The organism is Anaerococcus tetradius ATCC 35098, assembly GCF_000159095.1.
Classification (GTDB): Bacteria; Bacillota; Clostridia; order Tissierellales; family Peptoniphilaceae; genus Anaerococcus; species Anaerococcus tetradius.
This window is the reverse complement of sequence record NZ_GG666296.1, coordinates 425,882-442,860: the sequence shown is the minus strand read 5'-3', so window position 1 is coordinate 442,860 and position 16,979 is coordinate 425,882. Positions and strand designations below refer to the sequence as shown.

At 36.3% G+C, this 16,979-nt stretch carries 13 protein-coding genes; 2 read left to right on the top strand and 11 right to left on the bottom strand.

Annotation, left to right across the window (positions count from 1 at the left end):
• Positions 1-23: 23 nt before the first annotated feature.
• Entirely contained in the window at positions 24-1,781 is a 1,758-nt protein-coding gene (locus HMPREF0077_RS05105; RefSeq protein ID WP_004836908.1) for a hypothetical protein, read from the bottom strand.
• Positions 1,782-1,934: 153 nt separating this feature from the next.
• Here HMPREF0077_RS05105 and HMPREF0077_RS05100 point away from each other — a divergent pair, with 153 nt between their 5' ends.
• Positions 1,935-2,840: an AAA family ATPase gene (locus HMPREF0077_RS05100; protein ID WP_004836907.1), complete on the top strand. Its 906-nt coding sequence runs from the start codon at positions 1,935-1,937 to the stop codon at positions 2,838-2,840.
• Positions 2,833-4,566, top strand: a complete 1,734-nt coding sequence (locus tag HMPREF0077_RS05095) for a vWA domain-containing protein (protein ID WP_004836906.1) — start codon at positions 2,833-2,835, stop codon at positions 4,564-4,566. The genes HMPREF0077_RS05100 and HMPREF0077_RS05095 overlap by 8 nt, the downstream gene beginning before the upstream one ends.
• Before the next feature lie 718 nt (positions 4,567-5,284).
• On the opposite strand, the gene murJ is transcribed toward HMPREF0077_RS05095, so the two are convergent.
• The 10 genes from murJ to pstA all read right to left on the bottom strand — a co-directional run bounded on the left by murJ (position 5,285) and on the right by pstA (position 16,972).
• Positions 5,285-6,808, bottom strand: a complete 1,524-nt coding sequence (gene murJ / locus HMPREF0077_RS05090) for a murein biosynthesis integral membrane protein MurJ (protein ID WP_004836905.1) — start codon at positions 6,806-6,808, stop codon at positions 5,285-5,287.
• Between the two features lie 67 nt (positions 6,809-6,875).
• Positions 6,876-8,531, bottom strand: a complete 1,656-nt coding sequence (locus HMPREF0077_RS05085) for an amino acid ABC transporter ATP-binding/permease protein (protein ID WP_004836904.1) — start codon at positions 8,529-8,531, stop codon at positions 6,876-6,878.
• Positions 8,521-10,257 (bottom strand): ABC transporter ATP-binding protein/permease, encoded by a 1,737-nt coding sequence (locus HMPREF0077_RS05080; RefSeq protein WP_040349435.1) that lies wholly within the window; start codon positions 10,255-10,257, stop codon positions 8,521-8,523. Before HMPREF0077_RS05080 ends, HMPREF0077_RS05085 begins: the two co-directional genes overlap by 11 nt.
• Before the next feature lie 291 nt (positions 10,258-10,548).
• The gene (locus HMPREF0077_RS05075) at positions 10,549-12,075 is read right to left on the bottom strand and encodes a 4Fe-4S dicluster domain-containing protein (protein ID WP_004836902.1); all 1,527 of its coding nucleotides are present in this window, start codon (positions 12,073-12,075) and stop codon (positions 10,549-10,551) included.
• 17 nt (positions 12,076-12,092) lie between these two features.
• Positions 12,093-12,374, bottom strand: coding sequence for a hypothetical protein (locus HMPREF0077_RS05070; protein ID WP_004836901.1), 282 nt, complete (start codon positions 12,372-12,374; stop codon positions 12,093-12,095).
• A gap of 72 nt (positions 12,375-12,446) precedes the next feature.
• Positions 12,447-14,072: a sensor histidine kinase gene (locus tag HMPREF0077_RS05065; RefSeq protein WP_004836900.1), complete on the bottom strand. Its 1,626-nt coding sequence runs from the start codon at positions 14,070-14,072 to the stop codon at positions 12,447-12,449.
• Positions 14,069-14,728, bottom strand: coding sequence for a response regulator transcription factor (locus tag HMPREF0077_RS05060; protein ID WP_004836899.1), 660 nt, complete (start codon positions 14,726-14,728; stop codon positions 14,069-14,071). The genes HMPREF0077_RS05065 and HMPREF0077_RS05060 overlap by 4 nt, the downstream gene beginning before the upstream one ends.
• The gene (locus HMPREF0077_RS05055; RefSeq protein ID WP_004836898.1) at positions 14,729-15,346 is read right to left on the bottom strand and encodes a phosphate signaling complex PhoU family protein; all 618 of its coding nucleotides are present in this window, start codon (positions 15,344-15,346) and stop codon (positions 14,729-14,731) included.
• A 1-nt stretch (position 15,347) separates the two neighbouring features.
• On the bottom strand, positions 15,348-16,139 hold the full coding sequence (gene pstB, locus HMPREF0077_RS05050) for a phosphate ABC transporter ATP-binding protein PstB (protein ID WP_004836897.1): 792 nt from the start codon (positions 16,137-16,139) through the stop codon (positions 15,348-15,350).
• A gap of 20 nt (positions 16,140-16,159) precedes the next feature.
• On the bottom strand, positions 16,160-16,972 hold the full coding sequence (gene pstA, locus HMPREF0077_RS05045; RefSeq protein WP_004836896.1) for a phosphate ABC transporter permease PstA: 813 nt from the start codon (positions 16,970-16,972) through the stop codon (positions 16,160-16,162).
• Positions 16,973-16,979 lie beyond the last annotated feature (7 nt).

Here is a 16,979-nt window from a genome sequence, read left to right as displayed (position 1 = left end):
AGAATCTAGGAAGTCATCTGCTGTTAGCCTATAGGGTGGGTATCCCTATAAGAATATGCTTTATTCTTGGTCGAAGCTACCCAACCCAAACTACGATAATCTTCAGGGTAGCCTTTGACATTTTCGATTGGATCTGGCCACAAGCCTTGCAAGTTTTGGTTAAAACGAGCCTTGAAGCTATAAGGATTGCCTTTTTTAGAGTCATAGACCTTGCCATCCTTTGTAATAATAGGCCAAAATTCACCTTTACTATCATTTTCCGTAATTAACTTTGAAAAGTAGAGGGTGTAGACTTGCCTATCGAAGTAGATTTTGTAGCTGGTATTGCCAGCAGCGTCTATGGTTCTAGAGACTTTTTTGTATACCGATTCGCCAGAATCATCTTCCACCTTTTCATTGGATACATCTTGATTTTGCTTGTCGGTTAGTTCCTTGTTATACTTAAAATATTTATCAAACTCAGCACTATCCTTATAAATTTTGTTTAGCCTAGCCTTGTCTAGGTCAGGAAAGGCTATACCATCTTTGGATGTACTGGCTATATCTGGAACGGATCCTGTCTTACCTGTAAGTACACGGTTTCCAACAAATTCATACTTATCTTTGATGGAAAGATTTGGCTTTTTGTCATCATAATCTGCTTTTTCTACCCAAAATTCCACCGAATACTCAGCCTTATCATTTTCCTTATAGATAGCCTTGAAGGTGATATCTTCTGCCGGCATAGCATGTCTAAAGCCATCTTGATATTTTTTCATATCGATAGGAGTCTTGGCTTTTATTGTTGTTTCTGCCCCACTCTTATCTTTTATTAAAATATCCTTATCTGCTTCCCAATGATCGAATACTGCTCCGTCTTTTTTAGGTATCTGTGTTACTGGTGGGATAGTTTGACCATAAAAGAGGATCATATCTGGAATGTAAGTTCCTCCATCGGTATTTATTTTTACTTGGAAGCTCTTTCTGTTGTAGTGGATTACAAAAGGAGCGTTAGCAACTTCTGGAACAATTATTTCCAAATTGTCGGCATTTCTTTCTGGTTCGAATCCCTTGATTTTTTCTTTCAAATCCAAAAACTCTCTGTCCGAATAACCTATTGGGTTTTCGACATTTCTACTGAAGAGATTATCAAGCTTCAACTTTTGACCTGTCTTTGGAAATTCTCCAAAGAAGTTTTTCTGCTTGGTTATGATGTCAGCTCCACCATCTAGGTTTTCGTAGGAGTTTCTATCTTCCAGTTTTTGAAAGAGGTGTTTTACCTTGATGCCACTGTTTGTGGTAGGCTCGTAGTTTATGTCCCTTGTGCCATTGTGTAGGAAGGCTTCTTTTTCACTAGCATTGTCCTTTATGAAGTCATAGCTTGCTTGATAATCTTCTTCTGGCTTCTTGTATCCTTTAAGGATTGGAGGTTTAAGCTTGTAATTTACCTTGGCTTTTTCTTCCTCGCTTGCCTTTTCTCCAACGCTTGCTACATAGGGTTGGGAGGCAAGCTCCATTTCCTTAATGTTTACCGATCTTCCAGTTACTGGTCTTTTGTAAGACCACCTGTATGTATAGACATCAGGCTGTTCTGGATCACTTATGCTTTCCCCTTCCTTTAGATTATAAATTTCATCATTATCTAGTGTGTTGATGATTCTATTATCTATTTGGGGATATTTCTTGTCTTTGTTTATATCATTGTATTCGCTTTCAAATTTTCCCGCAAAAGCTGGGCTTATATTTGATGCAACTATAGTTAATGAAGTTATTAATGCTAAAATTCTTTTCGCTTTTTTCATTATTTACCCTTCTAATATATGATTTTATAGCTTTTTTATTTTTTTATTATACACCCATTTTTTAGGAAAATATAGACTTTTTAGTAAAAATTTTTGATTTTTTTATTAAGTGATTATTTGGCTTAAAAATGTATAATAAAGCCGAGGTGAAACATGATACAATACTTAAAAGAAGAAAATATAGATGAAAATTTGATTAGACAATTAGAAGCATATAGAAAAGAAAATGGACTTCCTGACAACGACAGGGTTATTAAGCCCGAATACAAATATTATGGCAAGGAAGTTTTGGAAGAGGCCATAGCTGCTCTTTTGGCTGGAAAGAACATTCTCCTTACTGGAGCCAAGGCTACAGGAAAGAACGTCCTTTCGTCCAATCTTTCCTATCTTTTCCAAAGGCCTTCCTATAATGTTTCTTTCCATGTCAATACCGACTCAGCTTCCCTTATTGGTGCAGATACTTTCAAAAATGGTGAAGTTGTTTTTAGGAAGGGTCCTATTACAGAAGCAGCCGAAAAGGGAGGCTTTGCTATTTTGGATGAGATAAATATGGCGAAAAACGAGGCGATTTCCGTCCTCCACGCAAGTCTTGACCATAGGAGGATTATCGACCTTTCAGGTTATGAGAAGATAGTCCTTGATCCTAATACAAGATTTATTGCTACAATGAACTACGGTTATGTTGGTACTAGAGAGCTAAATGAAGCCCTTTCATCAAGGTTTATGATTATCAATGTTCCAAATATTTCCAAGGCTAACTTGGATAAGCTCCTTTCTGACAATTTCCCAACTCTTAAAGAAAAGTATAGAAAGGCCTTTATTGACCTTTTTATAAGCCTACAAACAAAAAGCGAGAACAACGAAATTTCTACTAAGTCTGTCGACCTTCGTGGTCTAATCGGAGCAATCGAAACTATAAAGATTGGTCTTTCTCCTTACCAAGCCCTCATGATGGGTCTTGTCAACAAGTCCTTTGACGAGTTTGAAAGACAAATCGTCCTCGATAGCCTAAAGAGTAAAATTCCAACAGATATAGGAGAAAGTGTCTTTGATGATTGATCAATTAGAAAAAATCAGACAGTACAACATAATCTGGGACTTCGCCAAGTCCTATGACTTCCTACCTAAAGAATCCTACCCCATGGATCAAATCTACCTTAATATGATTACAGGTTTTAAGATAGGTAATTTTGATTTGCAGATTTTAGCCTCCTTCTTTTCTTATATAAAGAAGGATAATAGCTTCTATGAAGATTTTAAGTTTATGACAGAAATTCTCCTAGCTGATATTTCCTATAAGGAAATCGCCAAGGATAATCTTGTTATTGAAGACTTTAGGAAAAAATATGCCAAGGAGATTATGGATAAGTACGCCTACCACGAGCCTAAGGATTTAAAAGAGCAAATAGAAAAGGCTTACTACGGAAGGATACTTGCTAGACCAATCACTGAAGGTAGGCTTTTCAGGGATATATACTCTGCCCTTTTTTCTATCCAAACTACAAATACTACCGATTTAATCGATAAACTTGATAAGTTTTTTAAGACTTATTTCCGCTTTGATAGGTCGGCTAAGGATAGGGAGGCTTTTTCTCAGATGGTCAAGGAGAAGAAGCCCCAAAAGTTTGATGATGAGGATATAGACCTTGATAATGCCAAGTACACTGAAGAATATCTTAGGGAGCAATTCGGTATAGGGTCTGCAGAATTTACGGGTAATATCTACCTTGCAGAGAAAAAACAAGACAATGATAGAAACCTCATGTTTTTAAACAAGGGCGAGGATGCCTACCACTCTTCAAGCGAATTTATAGAAGACTTCTATGGCCTATCAGTTATGCCTAAAGAAAAGCTATCGGCTCTGGAAGAGAAGATGTGTAAGGGAATCCACAAGAACAAGAGGCTCTACTTTACTAGGGGAGAATACTCCACCAAAGCCAACGCCCGTTTCTACAAAAAAGCTAGGGTCAAACAGGCTGAGAAAAACGAAAAATATATCAAAGAAAATATGGCTATCAACAACCGCTCCATAAACGAGCTAACCCTTTCTATCAAAAATTCCATAGCAAACTTCCTCGACTACAACGAGGTCTACAAGAACTTTGGAGCAATTGATTCAACCAAGGCTTGGAGGGCAAGTGTCCTTCATGATTATGATGTTTTTATCAACGAAGAAAGTGACGATGTAAGTAAATTTAAGGTAGACCTCCTCCTTGATGGCTCTGCCAGTCAGATAAGCCGCCAAGCCATGGTCGCCAATGAAGCCTATATAATAGAAAAGGCAATGGATGCCCTAAATATCCCAATAAGGGTGATGAGTTTTTCGACCCTCAAAGATTTTACGGTCTTTAATATCTTTAGGGACTATGACGAAAGGGAAAATAACGAGAAAATCTTTAACTATTTTGCTTCCGGCTCTAACAGGGATGGCCTTGCCTTTAAGACCCTCCACGACTTGTTAGAAAAAGATAAGGATACTTGCAAAAACATTATAATAATCCTATCCGATGGCAAACCCCACGATGAAAAAAGTAATATCAACACAGTAAAATTACTAGACAAGGACCAATATATCGATGACAATGCTGTCAAAGATACTGCTAAGGAAGTTAGAAATATAAAGGAAAATGACGTTTCAATTTTAGGAGTCTTTACTGGAGAAGAAGAAGACGTAGAAAATGCCAAGCTAATCTACAACACAGACTTTTGTAGGATAACAAACCTAGAAAACTTCTCAAAAATAGTATCAATATTTATGAAAAATCAAATACTACAAGCAAATTAAAATATGAGATTTTCACTAAATTTCTAATAACTTAGAAAAAGATCCTCACGTCAGAAGCAAAGCTTCTTCCTCGACGGTAGTTTTCGGATTCGCCTTATAAGCAGAATGCTCATCTCGAAAAGCCTCGATTAAGGAATTTCATCAGCACGCTTTGCTTACTGTGACAATTCCATTAAGGATGACAGGGTTGGTAGATCCTCACGTTGCTATTTTTGCTATGACAATTCCATTAAGGATGACAAAAAAGGGACGTAGAAAGAAGACCTTCTGTCATTCCGAACGAACTAAGTGAGGAGGAATCTTAATAGCTTTTTTAAAAGTCATAGTAATATAATGACGTCAAAAGATCCTCACGTCGCTATCGCTCCTCGACGGTAGTTTTCGGATTCGCCTTATAAACTGAATGCTCATCTCGAAAAGCCTCGATTAAGGAATTTCATCAGCACGCTTTGCTTACTGTGACAATTCCATTAAGGATGACAGGTGGGAGATCCTCACGTCGCTATCGCTCCTCGACGGTAGTTTGCGGGCTTAGCACTGCTTCGCCTCGCAAAGCCTCGATTAAGGAATTTCATCAGTTCGCTATGCTTACTGTGACAATTCCATTAAGGATGACAGGGGTGGTCGTGGGAGTTTTTTATTATTTTAGTAAAAAAAACGAGCCGGTAGGCTTAAAGCTTCCTTTATTGGATTGCTTTATGCCACTTGGCTCGGTTTTTTATTTTCTTTTTATCTTGTGATATATTTTGTTGCTTGCTACCATTACTTCTGGGATTCTTGCAATTAAGATTAGGATAGCATAGATTAGCATAGCTAGTATTATTGCTCCAAACAAGGCTAGTAGCCTAGATGTATGAGCCGCTAGGAAGTTGTTTGATCTTACAGCTACAAGGGACATTATGGCTGTGATTATGCATATCTTGATTATGGATATGATGGAAGTTTTGAAGTTAAAGCTTCCAAATTTTTTCCTAAATTGATATGCCATAAGGATAGTTCCTACTGCTGTTGATAGGACAGTAGCATAAGCAAGACCCCTGATGCCGAAGAATTTAATTAGGATTAGGTTAAAGATTACATTTAGCCCTTGTTGGATCAGTACGACTATTACTGGTGTTTTGGAATCTCCAACTGCATAAAAACCCCTATCTATTACATCTATCATGGATTGGAAGATGTTGTTTGGTGCATAGGCTGCTACAAGGATTGCTACGGCTATGGTATCTTCCCTCGTAAAGGCATTTCTTTCGAATATTACTCCTATTACTGGCTCTGCCAAGACAGCCATGCCTATACTTGCAGGTATTACCAAAAGCATGGTGGATACTACAGATGAGCTGATGGATTTTTTCATCTTTTCTATCTGACCACTTGCTCCAAGCTCAGCTATGGTTGGAAATAGGGCTGTAGTTATTGAGATTGTTATAATTCCTGTTATCATTGTTAGCATGGTCTTTGAGTAAAAGAGCTTTGATATGGAAGCCTTACCAAAGAAAGCTGATGCCATGGAGTTATCTATTATTATAGAAATTTCTCCGGCAGCTGATGATAGGATGATAGGAACTGCAACAAGCATAAGACTTCTTACATATTTGTTGTGGATGTCTAAGATTTTCTTGTGCTTATAGCCTTTCTTTCTTGCTGCTCGTGGAAATAGGATATACTGGAGAGTATTTCCCAGAAGGGCTCCTATAATTAGCATGTAAGGATTTTTAGTAAGTCCTGTAAGGATTGTGAAGGCAATTATTATTATATTCATGATTATGCCTGTTATGGCAGGATCAAAGAAATTGCCCTTTAAGTTCAGATATCCTCTAAATACTGCTGAGTATAGGTAGGCGAAGACTGCAAACATCATTATTCTTGTGTAGTTAGTCGCAAGATCTAGGGACTGGCCCGATAGGTCTGGCGAAAGGATTTTAGAAAATGGTCTTGCAAGTATTATGCCGAATATGACTGCGAATACTCCAAAGACCATCAAGATGTTTAGGATATTTGATGTAAAGTCCTCTGCTGCTTTTTCTCCTTCTTCCTTCTTGGCCTTATTATAAATTGGTATAAAGCCTGAAATAATCCCAACTGCCACAAAGTTTGCTATTACAACTGGAAGGGTGTTGGCAGTGGTGTATATACTTTTTAAATCACTTGCTCCAATGTAGGAAGCCATTACAGCTTCTCTCAGAAAACCGAATATCTTAGATACAACGGTTACAATCATGAGCATGATAGTAGTTTGACCCATAGTTACCTCTCTTTTTTTCTTATCTCCTTAATTATATCATTAAGATTGATAAAGACAAATAAGGCTTCTAGGATTTCCTTCTATCTCCTACTTTTATTTTTTGATCAGCTATGGATAAGCTTGATAGGCTGTGGGATACAAGTAGGATGGTCTTGTCCTTGGAGGATTCTTTGATTGATTTTAGAATTATTATCTCATTTAGGATATCAAGATTGCTGGTTGGTTCATCAAAGAGCATAAGCTCTGAATCGTGGAGGAAGGCACGAGCGACTCCAATCCTTTGTCTTTCTCCAGCAGAAAGTCCACTGCCCACTTCTCCTGCAAGGCTTTTGTAGGAGTTTGGGAGGGAAACTATAAAGTCGTGGATGGAGGCTTTCTTTGAAGCTTCGATTATTTCTTCTTTTGTTGCATCAAGCTTGGCAAGTCTTATGTTATCTTCTATACTTATATTGAAAATATATGTGTCTTGGGCCAAAAGACTTTGCATTTTTCTTAGATTTTTGCTAGGGATATTTTTTATGTTGTCATCATTTATGCTTATTTCTCCCTTATCGACATCCCAAAATCTCATCAAAAGCCTTAGAATAGTCGATTTGCCGCAACCGCTTTTCCCATAAAGTCCTAAAATCTTGCCTTTTTCTATAGGGAGAGAAAAGTCTTTTATGATTTCTTCATTCTTGTAGGCAAAGGAAATGTTTTTTATATTAGCCTTAATGAAATCTTCCCCTTGTCTATCTTCTAGATTTTCTTCTACTATTGGACTTTCTTCAAGGAGGTCTAGAAGTCTATCGGCACTAGCAAGGCTAAAGGCTAAGAAGTTACCAAGATTGGCTAGGGCTATGAAGGGGCCAAAACTTGATAGGATAGAAAGACTTGCAAGGATTATTGCATAAAGTCCTATGATTTGTTTCTTGTATAGGTAGATGGATAGGATAAGCATGGCAAGGCTCGATAAAAGGACAAGTCCAGTTGTTAGGGCTTCTTGGAGGGATTTTATTTTATTTATTTTATAATCTACCTCCTTCAAAGCTCTAGATTTTTCTATTAATTTTTCCTTAGTTTCTTCTTTAAGCTTAAATTGCTTTACTTCATAAAGATTTCTAATTCTTTCTAGAACAAAGGAGTTAAGCTCTCCAGTCTTATTTCTACTAAGAAGGCCTAGGTCTTTGTTTAATTTTCCTATATAGAGAGGAATTATACATCCTATGGATAGATAGGCTAGGAAGGCTAGACCTGCTTGGTAGATACTAAGGCGACTGATAAAGATTAGCATAAAAATCATGTAGCAGATGGCTATGGCTATAGGCGAAATCGTGTGGGCATAAAAGACTTCTAGTAGCTCGACATCTGATGTGATAAGGCTTATTAGTTTGCCCCTTTCCTTTGTACATAGCTTGGCTGGTGCAAGCTTTCTCATTTTTTTAAAAACTAGATGTCTAATCTTTGCCAAGATTTTGAAGGCTAGGTAGTGGTTTAGGTATTGCTCTATATAGTGAAAGATTCCCCTAAAGACAGCAATACTTAGAATCACTTTTATAAAAAAGTAAAAATTTGCTCCTTTAATTATAGCAAGAAGACCAAAGCCTGCAAATATTGTAACGAAGCTTGCACACAAGTGGCCAAGACTTCCTATAAAAACTGCTAGAATCATAAGGGGATACAAATCACCCACAAGACTTAGCATATTTTTCATTATCAGAAAACCGCTCCTTCTATTTTTCATAGTCTACCCCCTTTATATAATTAACAAGTTCTTCTTGCTTATCAAAAATTTCCCTATAAGGCTTAGAATTTCTATAAAGTTCTTCGTGGCTTCCGAAGGATTTTATTTGACCCTTCTCCATAAAGTAAATCCTCTTGGAAGCTGTGAGATTTATTAGCTTATGCGAAATCATTAAGACCGCCTTATCCTCGCTTAGTTTTTTGATGATTTTCATAATTTTTTCTTCGTTTACACAGTCGATATTGCTTGTAGCTTCGTCAAAGATATAGAGGAGTCCATCAGCCAAAAATGCCCTAGCAAGGACTAGCCTCTGCCTTTGACCTCCCGATAGATTAGAAGAATTTTCCAAAATTTGAGTATCAAGGCCTGCTTCTTGGTCAAAAAATTCGTAAAGATTGACCTCCTTTAGGACCTTGATTAGATCTTGGTCTTTTAGTTTTGGATTAGCGATAAGGAGATTTTCCCTGAGGCTTCCCTTAAAGAGTTTTTGGTCAAAGTCAACTCTTATGATTTTCTCATGCAAATCTTTTGGGTCAAGCTTACTTTTCTCCTTACCATTTACGAGGATTGCCCCCTCATATTTTAAGGTCATGTCTGTAAGAAGTCTTGCTATGGTTGATTTACCTGACCCACTTAGACCTACTAGACTTATAAATTCTCCACTTTTAAGGTCGATATTTATGTCATCCAAGATTTTTCTATCATTATTATAAGAAAAACTTACATTTTTTAGGCTAATAGCTATATTATCGTCCTTTATTTTTTCTCCACCCTCTTTAGGACTTTCACAATCGATAAGGGCCATAAGTTTATTTGAAGCTGCGATTCCATTCATTGCTATATGGAAAAATGAACCCAAAAGCCTTAGGGGAAGGAAGAACTCGCTTGCCAAAAGACTAATAAAAATTAGAGCAAAAATCGTAATATTTCCCTGGGCAAATTCTATTAAGGCTATCGAAATACCAAGGCCTGCTCCACCATAGGCTATTATGTCCATGATTGAAGTTGAGTTTAATTGCATTACAAGAACCCTCATGGTCGCCTTCCTAAACTTTTCTGCAAAATCATCCATCAAATCTTGCCTATAAGCATCTGACCCATAGACTTTAAGCTCTGTTAGGCCTTCGAGATTTTCTAAGAAGATATCAGAAAGGGTCGTATAGGAAGTCCAGTAGTTACCCAAAAGTTTCTTGGCGATTTTTTGGACAAGAACTATGGATATCGGTATTAGAGGAACGCAAATCAAAAGGATAAGTGATGCCTTTAGGCTTATAAAAGAAATTAGTGCAAAAACTACAAGAGCTGATGACAAACTGTAATAAAGCTGAGGTAAGTAGGAAGTAAAATATATTTCCAATTGATCGACACCCTCGACAGCTAATTGCAAGAGTGAGGATGTGGAAAGGGATCTTTTGTAATCAAGACCATCGTCCATTAGCTTATCAAAAATCATAAGCCTCATCTTCTCCTTTAGCTTCATAGTAGAGATAAAAGAAATATCTGACACCTTGTACTGACTATAAACCCTTATACCTATAAAAACTAGGCCTAGGGCTAGGTATTTGGGATAATCAATTGGCCTATCTTCAAAAATCCTCCCTATACAATCACTAATAAGATAAAAAATTCCTATCTGCATTAAGAGAGACAGATATCTAAAAAACAAATTTGCAAAAAGATATTTTTTGTCAGTAGCTAAAAGTTTAGCAAGCTTTTTGTTAATCATAAGAACTCCTTTAAAATATTGAACTTTGTTCATGTATAGGGCAGACTTGGCCTTAGTAAAATATTCAAATGGTTAATTATACTTGCTGACCTTAAATACTGAACATTGTTCGTTTACTTAATTCTATCATATTAACTAAAGGATTGCAATTGATTTTCACTCTCGAGTTTAAACTAGACCCTCCACCGAATCAGGGCTAGGATAAGTTATTTTTCTGTAATGGCCCTTTTAGCAAAGAAAAACTCAACCCAAAAGTAAGTCTTCCTAGCTTCTTTCGAGTTGAGTTATTAATTATTTTTGTAATTTGCTATCGTCTGGTCTATCTTCTTGAGGTATGTGTTCGTTTTCTGCTGGTGATTTGTAGATTGACTTACTAGCGAAAGCCTTGACAGCCTTGCCTGTTTTATTTTCTGCAACTACAGTACCAGGACCACCAACGCAACCACCCAAGCATGCCATTCCTTCGATTAGCTTGCCATTCATCTTGCCAAGCTTAGCCATTCTTGCAAGCTTAACGCAATTGTCAAGCCCTTCTGCTGCTTCTACATTTACTGCTATGTCTGGATTGATTTCGTTTATTCTTCTTTTTACAGCTTCAGCAACTCCACCGCTTACGGCGTAAAATCTTCCTGTTTCTGATGCATCCATCATTGGTTCATCAACTTCTATTTCTGATGGCTCGATACCCTTAGCAAGGAACATTCCTAAAAGTTCTTCGTAGGTTATAACGAAGTCAATTACTTCTGCTACTTCTTCTTCTAGGGCTTCAAGCTTCTTTGATATACATGGTCCTATGAAAACTACTTCGCAGTTTGGGTCACGTTTTTTCATTTGCTTGCCAGAATAAATCATTGGTGTTGATGATTCTGAAATCTTGTCATTTATGTCAGGGAATTGCTTTCTAACCATGGACTTCCATGAGAAACAACAACTTGTACCCATAAAAGGAATCTCTCCTGTTGGAACTTGTTCTAGGAATTCGTGAGCTTCGTTCATGGTTGTAAGGTCAGCCCCAAGGCCTACTTCTATTACATCATCAAAGCCTAGTTGTTTAATGGCTTCTCTGATTTGTTCAGGACTTACATGGGCACCAAATTGACCTACAAAGGAAGGAGCTACTATGGCATAGACTTTCCTTTCAGATTGTAGGGATTTGATAAGTTGGTAGATCTCGCTCTTATCAGAAATTGCTCCAAATGGGCAGGATATTATACATCTACCACAGGCTACACACTTATCTTCGTTAATATCAGCTCTGCCTAGATCATCTGAGCTTATAGCTTTAACTCCACAAGACTCTGCGCATGGTCTTTTTTGGTGGTTTATGGCATGATATGGACAAGCATCAACACACTTGCCACATTTTATACATTTGTCTTGATCTATATAAGCACCCTTAGCTGAGTAGCTAACAGCATTTTTTGGGCAGACATTAACACAAGGATGGCCTATACAAGCGTGACATTGGTCAGTTACAGTTACCTTGTTTTCTGGGCAGGCTTCGCAGGCAATCTTGATAACAGAAACTAGAGGTGGATTGTAGATTCTCCTATCATAATCCATTGAGTCTAGACCATCTGTTACAGCGTCTGTATTTGCAGCAGTTCTAGCATCAAGACCTATACACATTCTAAGTCTTTCTCCCATTACTGCTCTTTCTCTAAAAATATTTTCTCTGTACTTTGCCTCTTCACCAGGAAGAATATCGTATATTTCAAGAGCTATGTCAGTGATTGGTCTATCTTCATAGGCAATCTTTGCTACTGCTTCGAAGGCCATTCTTCTGATGTTGAGTATATCTATGTATGATTCTTTCATTATTTATCCTCTTTTTGCTACTTATGTGGTTTTAATTTATCAAACATCATCTCCATCATTACTTCAGGCTTAGCCTTCTTAATATATGTATCGTCAATTTTTACTAATGGAGCATTTTTTGATGGGTTGTCAATTTCATTCATTATATTTTCATAAACTATCTCTATTTCAGGAACATCGCTAAGACCTTCCAGCTTGTAAGCATAGGCTATATCAGTCTTAACTATATTTGCTGAATCATAAAGAAAATCATTTCCATGGGCAGTGCATCTTGCACAAGAACATATAGTTACTTTCATAATTTCCCTCCAATATTATCGTTAGTTAGATTGTATCAAATTTAACAGGATAAAGCAATTAATTTTCATATCTTATAAATTTATGATGATTTTAAAAGTTGTACCCAGACCTAGCTTGCTTGTAAGTGCAAGCTTTATACCTAGATGATCTGCTATGTGCTTAGCAATTGAAAGGCCAAGTCCTGTCGATTCTTGATCCCTCTTTCTTGCCTTATCAACTACATAGAACCTCTCAAAAATTCTAGGTATATCTTTTTGACTTATTCCTACCCCAGTGTCTTTGATAAATATAGTTAGTTTTTTATCTAATAAGATAGATGAAATTTCTATTTTTCCTCCATCCAAAGTATATTTTATAGCATTTTCGTAAATATTTGAGATTAGGTCGGTAAAAAGAGATAGTGATGTCTTTATCTTAAAGGATGTAAGCTTGTTTGTAACTTCCAAATTTTTATCATCAGACTTTTTTCTATAATTTTCTATTATGGAGTCTACTATATCTTTTATATCAAGCTTGACATAGTCATTTTCTTTGTCATCTTCATCAAGTCTAGATAATTTTAGGATATCATCGATTATATGTAGGAGTCTGTTACCTTCCTTGTAGATGATTTTGCCAAAGCTTCTTATATCTTCCTTTTTGGCTATGCCAGTTGCTATCAATTCTGCATAGCCATTTATGCTTGTTAGTGGACTTTTTAGTTCGTGGCTTACATTGGCAGAAAATTCCCTTCTCATTAGCTCAGCCTTCCTTGTTTCTGAGTTATCAAGAATTATTAGGACAAAACCCCTAGGCTTGGTGTCAATAATTGGGTCGATGAAAATTTTTAGGTTGAAGTTATTTACATCAAGGACTAGAGACCTGCTTTTTTGACTTTTGAGGGTTTCATCTATGGCCTTTTTGTATTGTTCATCATCTATAAGGTCCATAAAGGAAAGGTAACTTTCCTTATCAAGGTATTTTTTGGCAGCTGTATTCATGATTTCAATTTTGCCATCTTCATCACAGATAACTAGGCCCTCTTGCATATTTTCTGTTATATTAATAATTTCCTTGAAGTTTCTGGCATAGAGGTCTACTTCTTTCCTTAATTCTTTTTTGGATGAGATTAGATTTTTAAAATATGGCCTAAGTTCCTCATAAGCTGGATCAAGGCTTGAAAAATCATAATTTTCATCAAGGCGACTAAGGCCTTTGATGTAAGTGTCAACCATAGTTGAAGAGATGAATTTTATAAGGCCAAAAATTAAGATGTAAAGCAAGAGATAGAGAGAAATAATTCTACCGTCAAAGAAATCGAGGATAGTATTGTTTGACTTAATCATAAGGTTATTATTCCCTCCGATATAGTAGGCAGTGTTTAGGGAATCGTCTAGCTTGTAGTCGATTTTTTGAGTTTTTTCCCTATTGTTTATCTTGACCTTATCAATTTTTAGTTCGTTTTTTGACCTAAAGATGATGTTTTTATCATCGTCAAAATAAATCAATTTATAGGAAGGATAAGATTTTTCAAAATCCCTTAGAATTTCAACATCCCTTGTTTTTAACTCATAGAAAAGAAAGCCCAAAGAATTCCTCATGAATTCATTTTGAGCTTTTATCTTTTCCCTAAAGGATATGCTGATATTTATAAAAAATGTCAAAAGCAAGATTAAGCTAAATATTTTAACCATGCTTTTCTCTAGTAAATTTTTCATATTTCTCCAAACCTATAGCCTAAGTTTCTAACTGTTTCTATGTACTTGCCACTTTCTTTAAGCTTAGCCCTAAGGCTTGCTATATGAACATCGACAGTCCTTGTTTCTCCTTCATAATCATATCCCCAAATCTTTAGGAGGAAGTCATCTCGGCTTATGACATTTCCTATATTTGATAAAAATAAAAGTAACATCTCAAATTCCTTGTAGGTGAGATCGACCTTTTCTCCCTTGACCTTAACTGAGCGTTTTTTGGTATTTAATCTTACTTCCTTGTAGCTTATATGGTCAGTATCTTTTTTATTGCTACGCCTTAATACTGCCTTGACCCTGCTTAAAAATTCAAGGATAGAAAAAGGCTTGGTTATATAATCATCAGCTCCAAGGTCTAGACCCATGACTTTGTCAAATTCATCGCTTTTTGCTGTTAGCATTATTATTGGCAGATTGGAAAACTGTCTAATCTCTTTGAGAATACTAATTCCGTCTTTTTCAGGAAGCATAATATCAAGAATCAAAAGATCGCAAGGCTTATCTTTTACTTCCCTAACAATTTCACTTCCATCTTCGAAAGATTTCATTTCATAGCCCTTTTCCCTTAGGGCATATTCTAGCAAGTTTCTAATAGACTTATCATCTTCTACTACATAAATCATCTACAACCTCGTTGCCAAATCACCAACTCTAGCGAGCCTATCTCCTAACCTTTCAAAATATTTGTAAAGAAGAACTTTTTCTGCAAGTTCTACAGGACTTATCAAGTCATTCTTATTTTCCCTAGCAATAAATTCTACTGCTTCTTTGAACAAATCGTTGTTAATCTTATCAGCTTCTATGGTTTTTCTAGCAAGATCCTTATCAATTTTTATGAAAGAATCAATAGAATCAATAGCCATCTTTTTTTCATTTTCTATTAGCTTATTGACATAGTCTTTTTCACTCTCATTTAGTGAGTAGTCCATCAAAATCAAAGAAATTTGCTCGAAGTGGCCACCTATCCTCTTGTAGGAAGAAGCAAGCTTCATTGCCATCTGTAAAAGCTTTAAGTCCTTGGCTACTGGCTGTTGGAGGGCCATAAGCTCATAGCTTAATCTTTCCAAACTAGTAGCCTTCCTTCTGATATCTTCTTTGATATCAAGTATATCTTTTAGGATAGCTTCATCGGATTTTTCTATATATTGGCTAAGCTTATCATAGGAGGAACTTACATAAGCCATGATTTCTTTTGAGATGGACTTTACTTGCTCTAAGTCTTCCTTAAATCTTTCTCTCATATCAACCAAACCTTCCTGTTATATAATCTTCTGTTCTCTTATCTTTTGGATTTTCAAAAATGTCTATAGTATCCGACATCTCAACGACCTCTCCTGTTAAGAAAAAGGCAGTTTGATCTGAGATTCTAGCTGCTTGCTGCATATTATGGGTTACTATAACTATAGTGTATTCGTTCTTTAATCCATCCATCAAATCTTCGATAGCTGATGTTGATATAGGATCTAGGGCACTTGTTGGCTCATCCATCAAAATTATCTTAGGATTTACCGAAAGAGTCCTAGCAATGCAGATTCTTTGCTGTTGACCACCGGAAAATGCTAGGGCATTTTGATTTAGCTTATCTTTAACTTCATCCCAAATTGCTGCAGCTTTCAGTGATTTTTCAACTATATAATCTAGCTCATCCTTATTTTTGATTCCAGAAATCTTTGGTCCATAGCTTATATTATCATAAATAGACTTAGAAAAAGGATTTGGTGCTTGAAAAACCATTCCCACCTTTCTTCTTAATTGTACTACATCCACATCTTTTTTGTAGATATCTTCACCATCTATAGTAATAAGTCCGTCAATTTTGCAAGCATCTACCAAATCATTCATCCTATTAAAACAACGAAGCATAGTAGACTTTCCACAACCAGATGGGCCTATGAAGGCAGTAACCCTTCCCTTTTTTATATCCATATTTATATTTTTTAGAGCATTAAAATCTCCATAGTAAAGGTCTAAATCTTTAACCCCTATGGATGTATCTCCTATATTTTTTGTGATTGTATCTTTCTTATTTTCCATTAATTCTATCCTTTCATCTCCTAGCCTAGGAGTTTTTTGCTGATTTTTACAGATAGGAAGTTAAGCCCCATAACAAATACCAAAAGAATAACTGCTGTTGCATAAGCTTCCTTTACATGGAAGCCCTCTGATGCTAGGACATACATGTGAACAGCCATTGTTCTTGCAGAATTAAATAGGCTTTTTGGAATTTGTGCGTCAGTTCCCATGGTATAGATTAAAGCAGCCGATTCTCCTACTATTCTTCCTGTTGATAAAAATATTCCACTCAAGATTCCATCCATGGCTTCAGGCAAAACTACCTTAAAGATAGTTTGAATCTTAGTCGCTCCAAGAGCAAGGGAGGCGTGGGCTTGGAGGGGATTTACGGTTAAAATAGCTTCTTCTGTAGTTCTAATAATAGTTGGTAGAACCATGATAGCTACAGTAAAGCAACCTGCAATAAGGGAAAAACCCATACCAAGCCCCAGACCTGTACTAGTTACAAAGAACAAATATCCAAACAAAGCATAAACTATGGAAGGAATAGAAGAAAGAATTTCTGTGGAAAATCTCACCACCCTTATAAAAACTTTGTTTTTTGCGTATTGGGATAGGTAGATAGCCGTAAATATTCCTATGGGAAGAGCTATCAATAGGCTAAGAACAATAGTAAAAAAGGTCGAAATCAAGGCTGGTATTATTGAAACATTTTCACTTGTATATTTTAACTTAAAAAGATCTGGACTAATATTAGCTACGCCCTTAAAAAGTATATAGGCAATAATTATTCCGCTCATAGCAAGGGCTAGGGAGGTAAAAATCATTATTAAGGCCTTGTAAGTTTTACTCATAAATAAC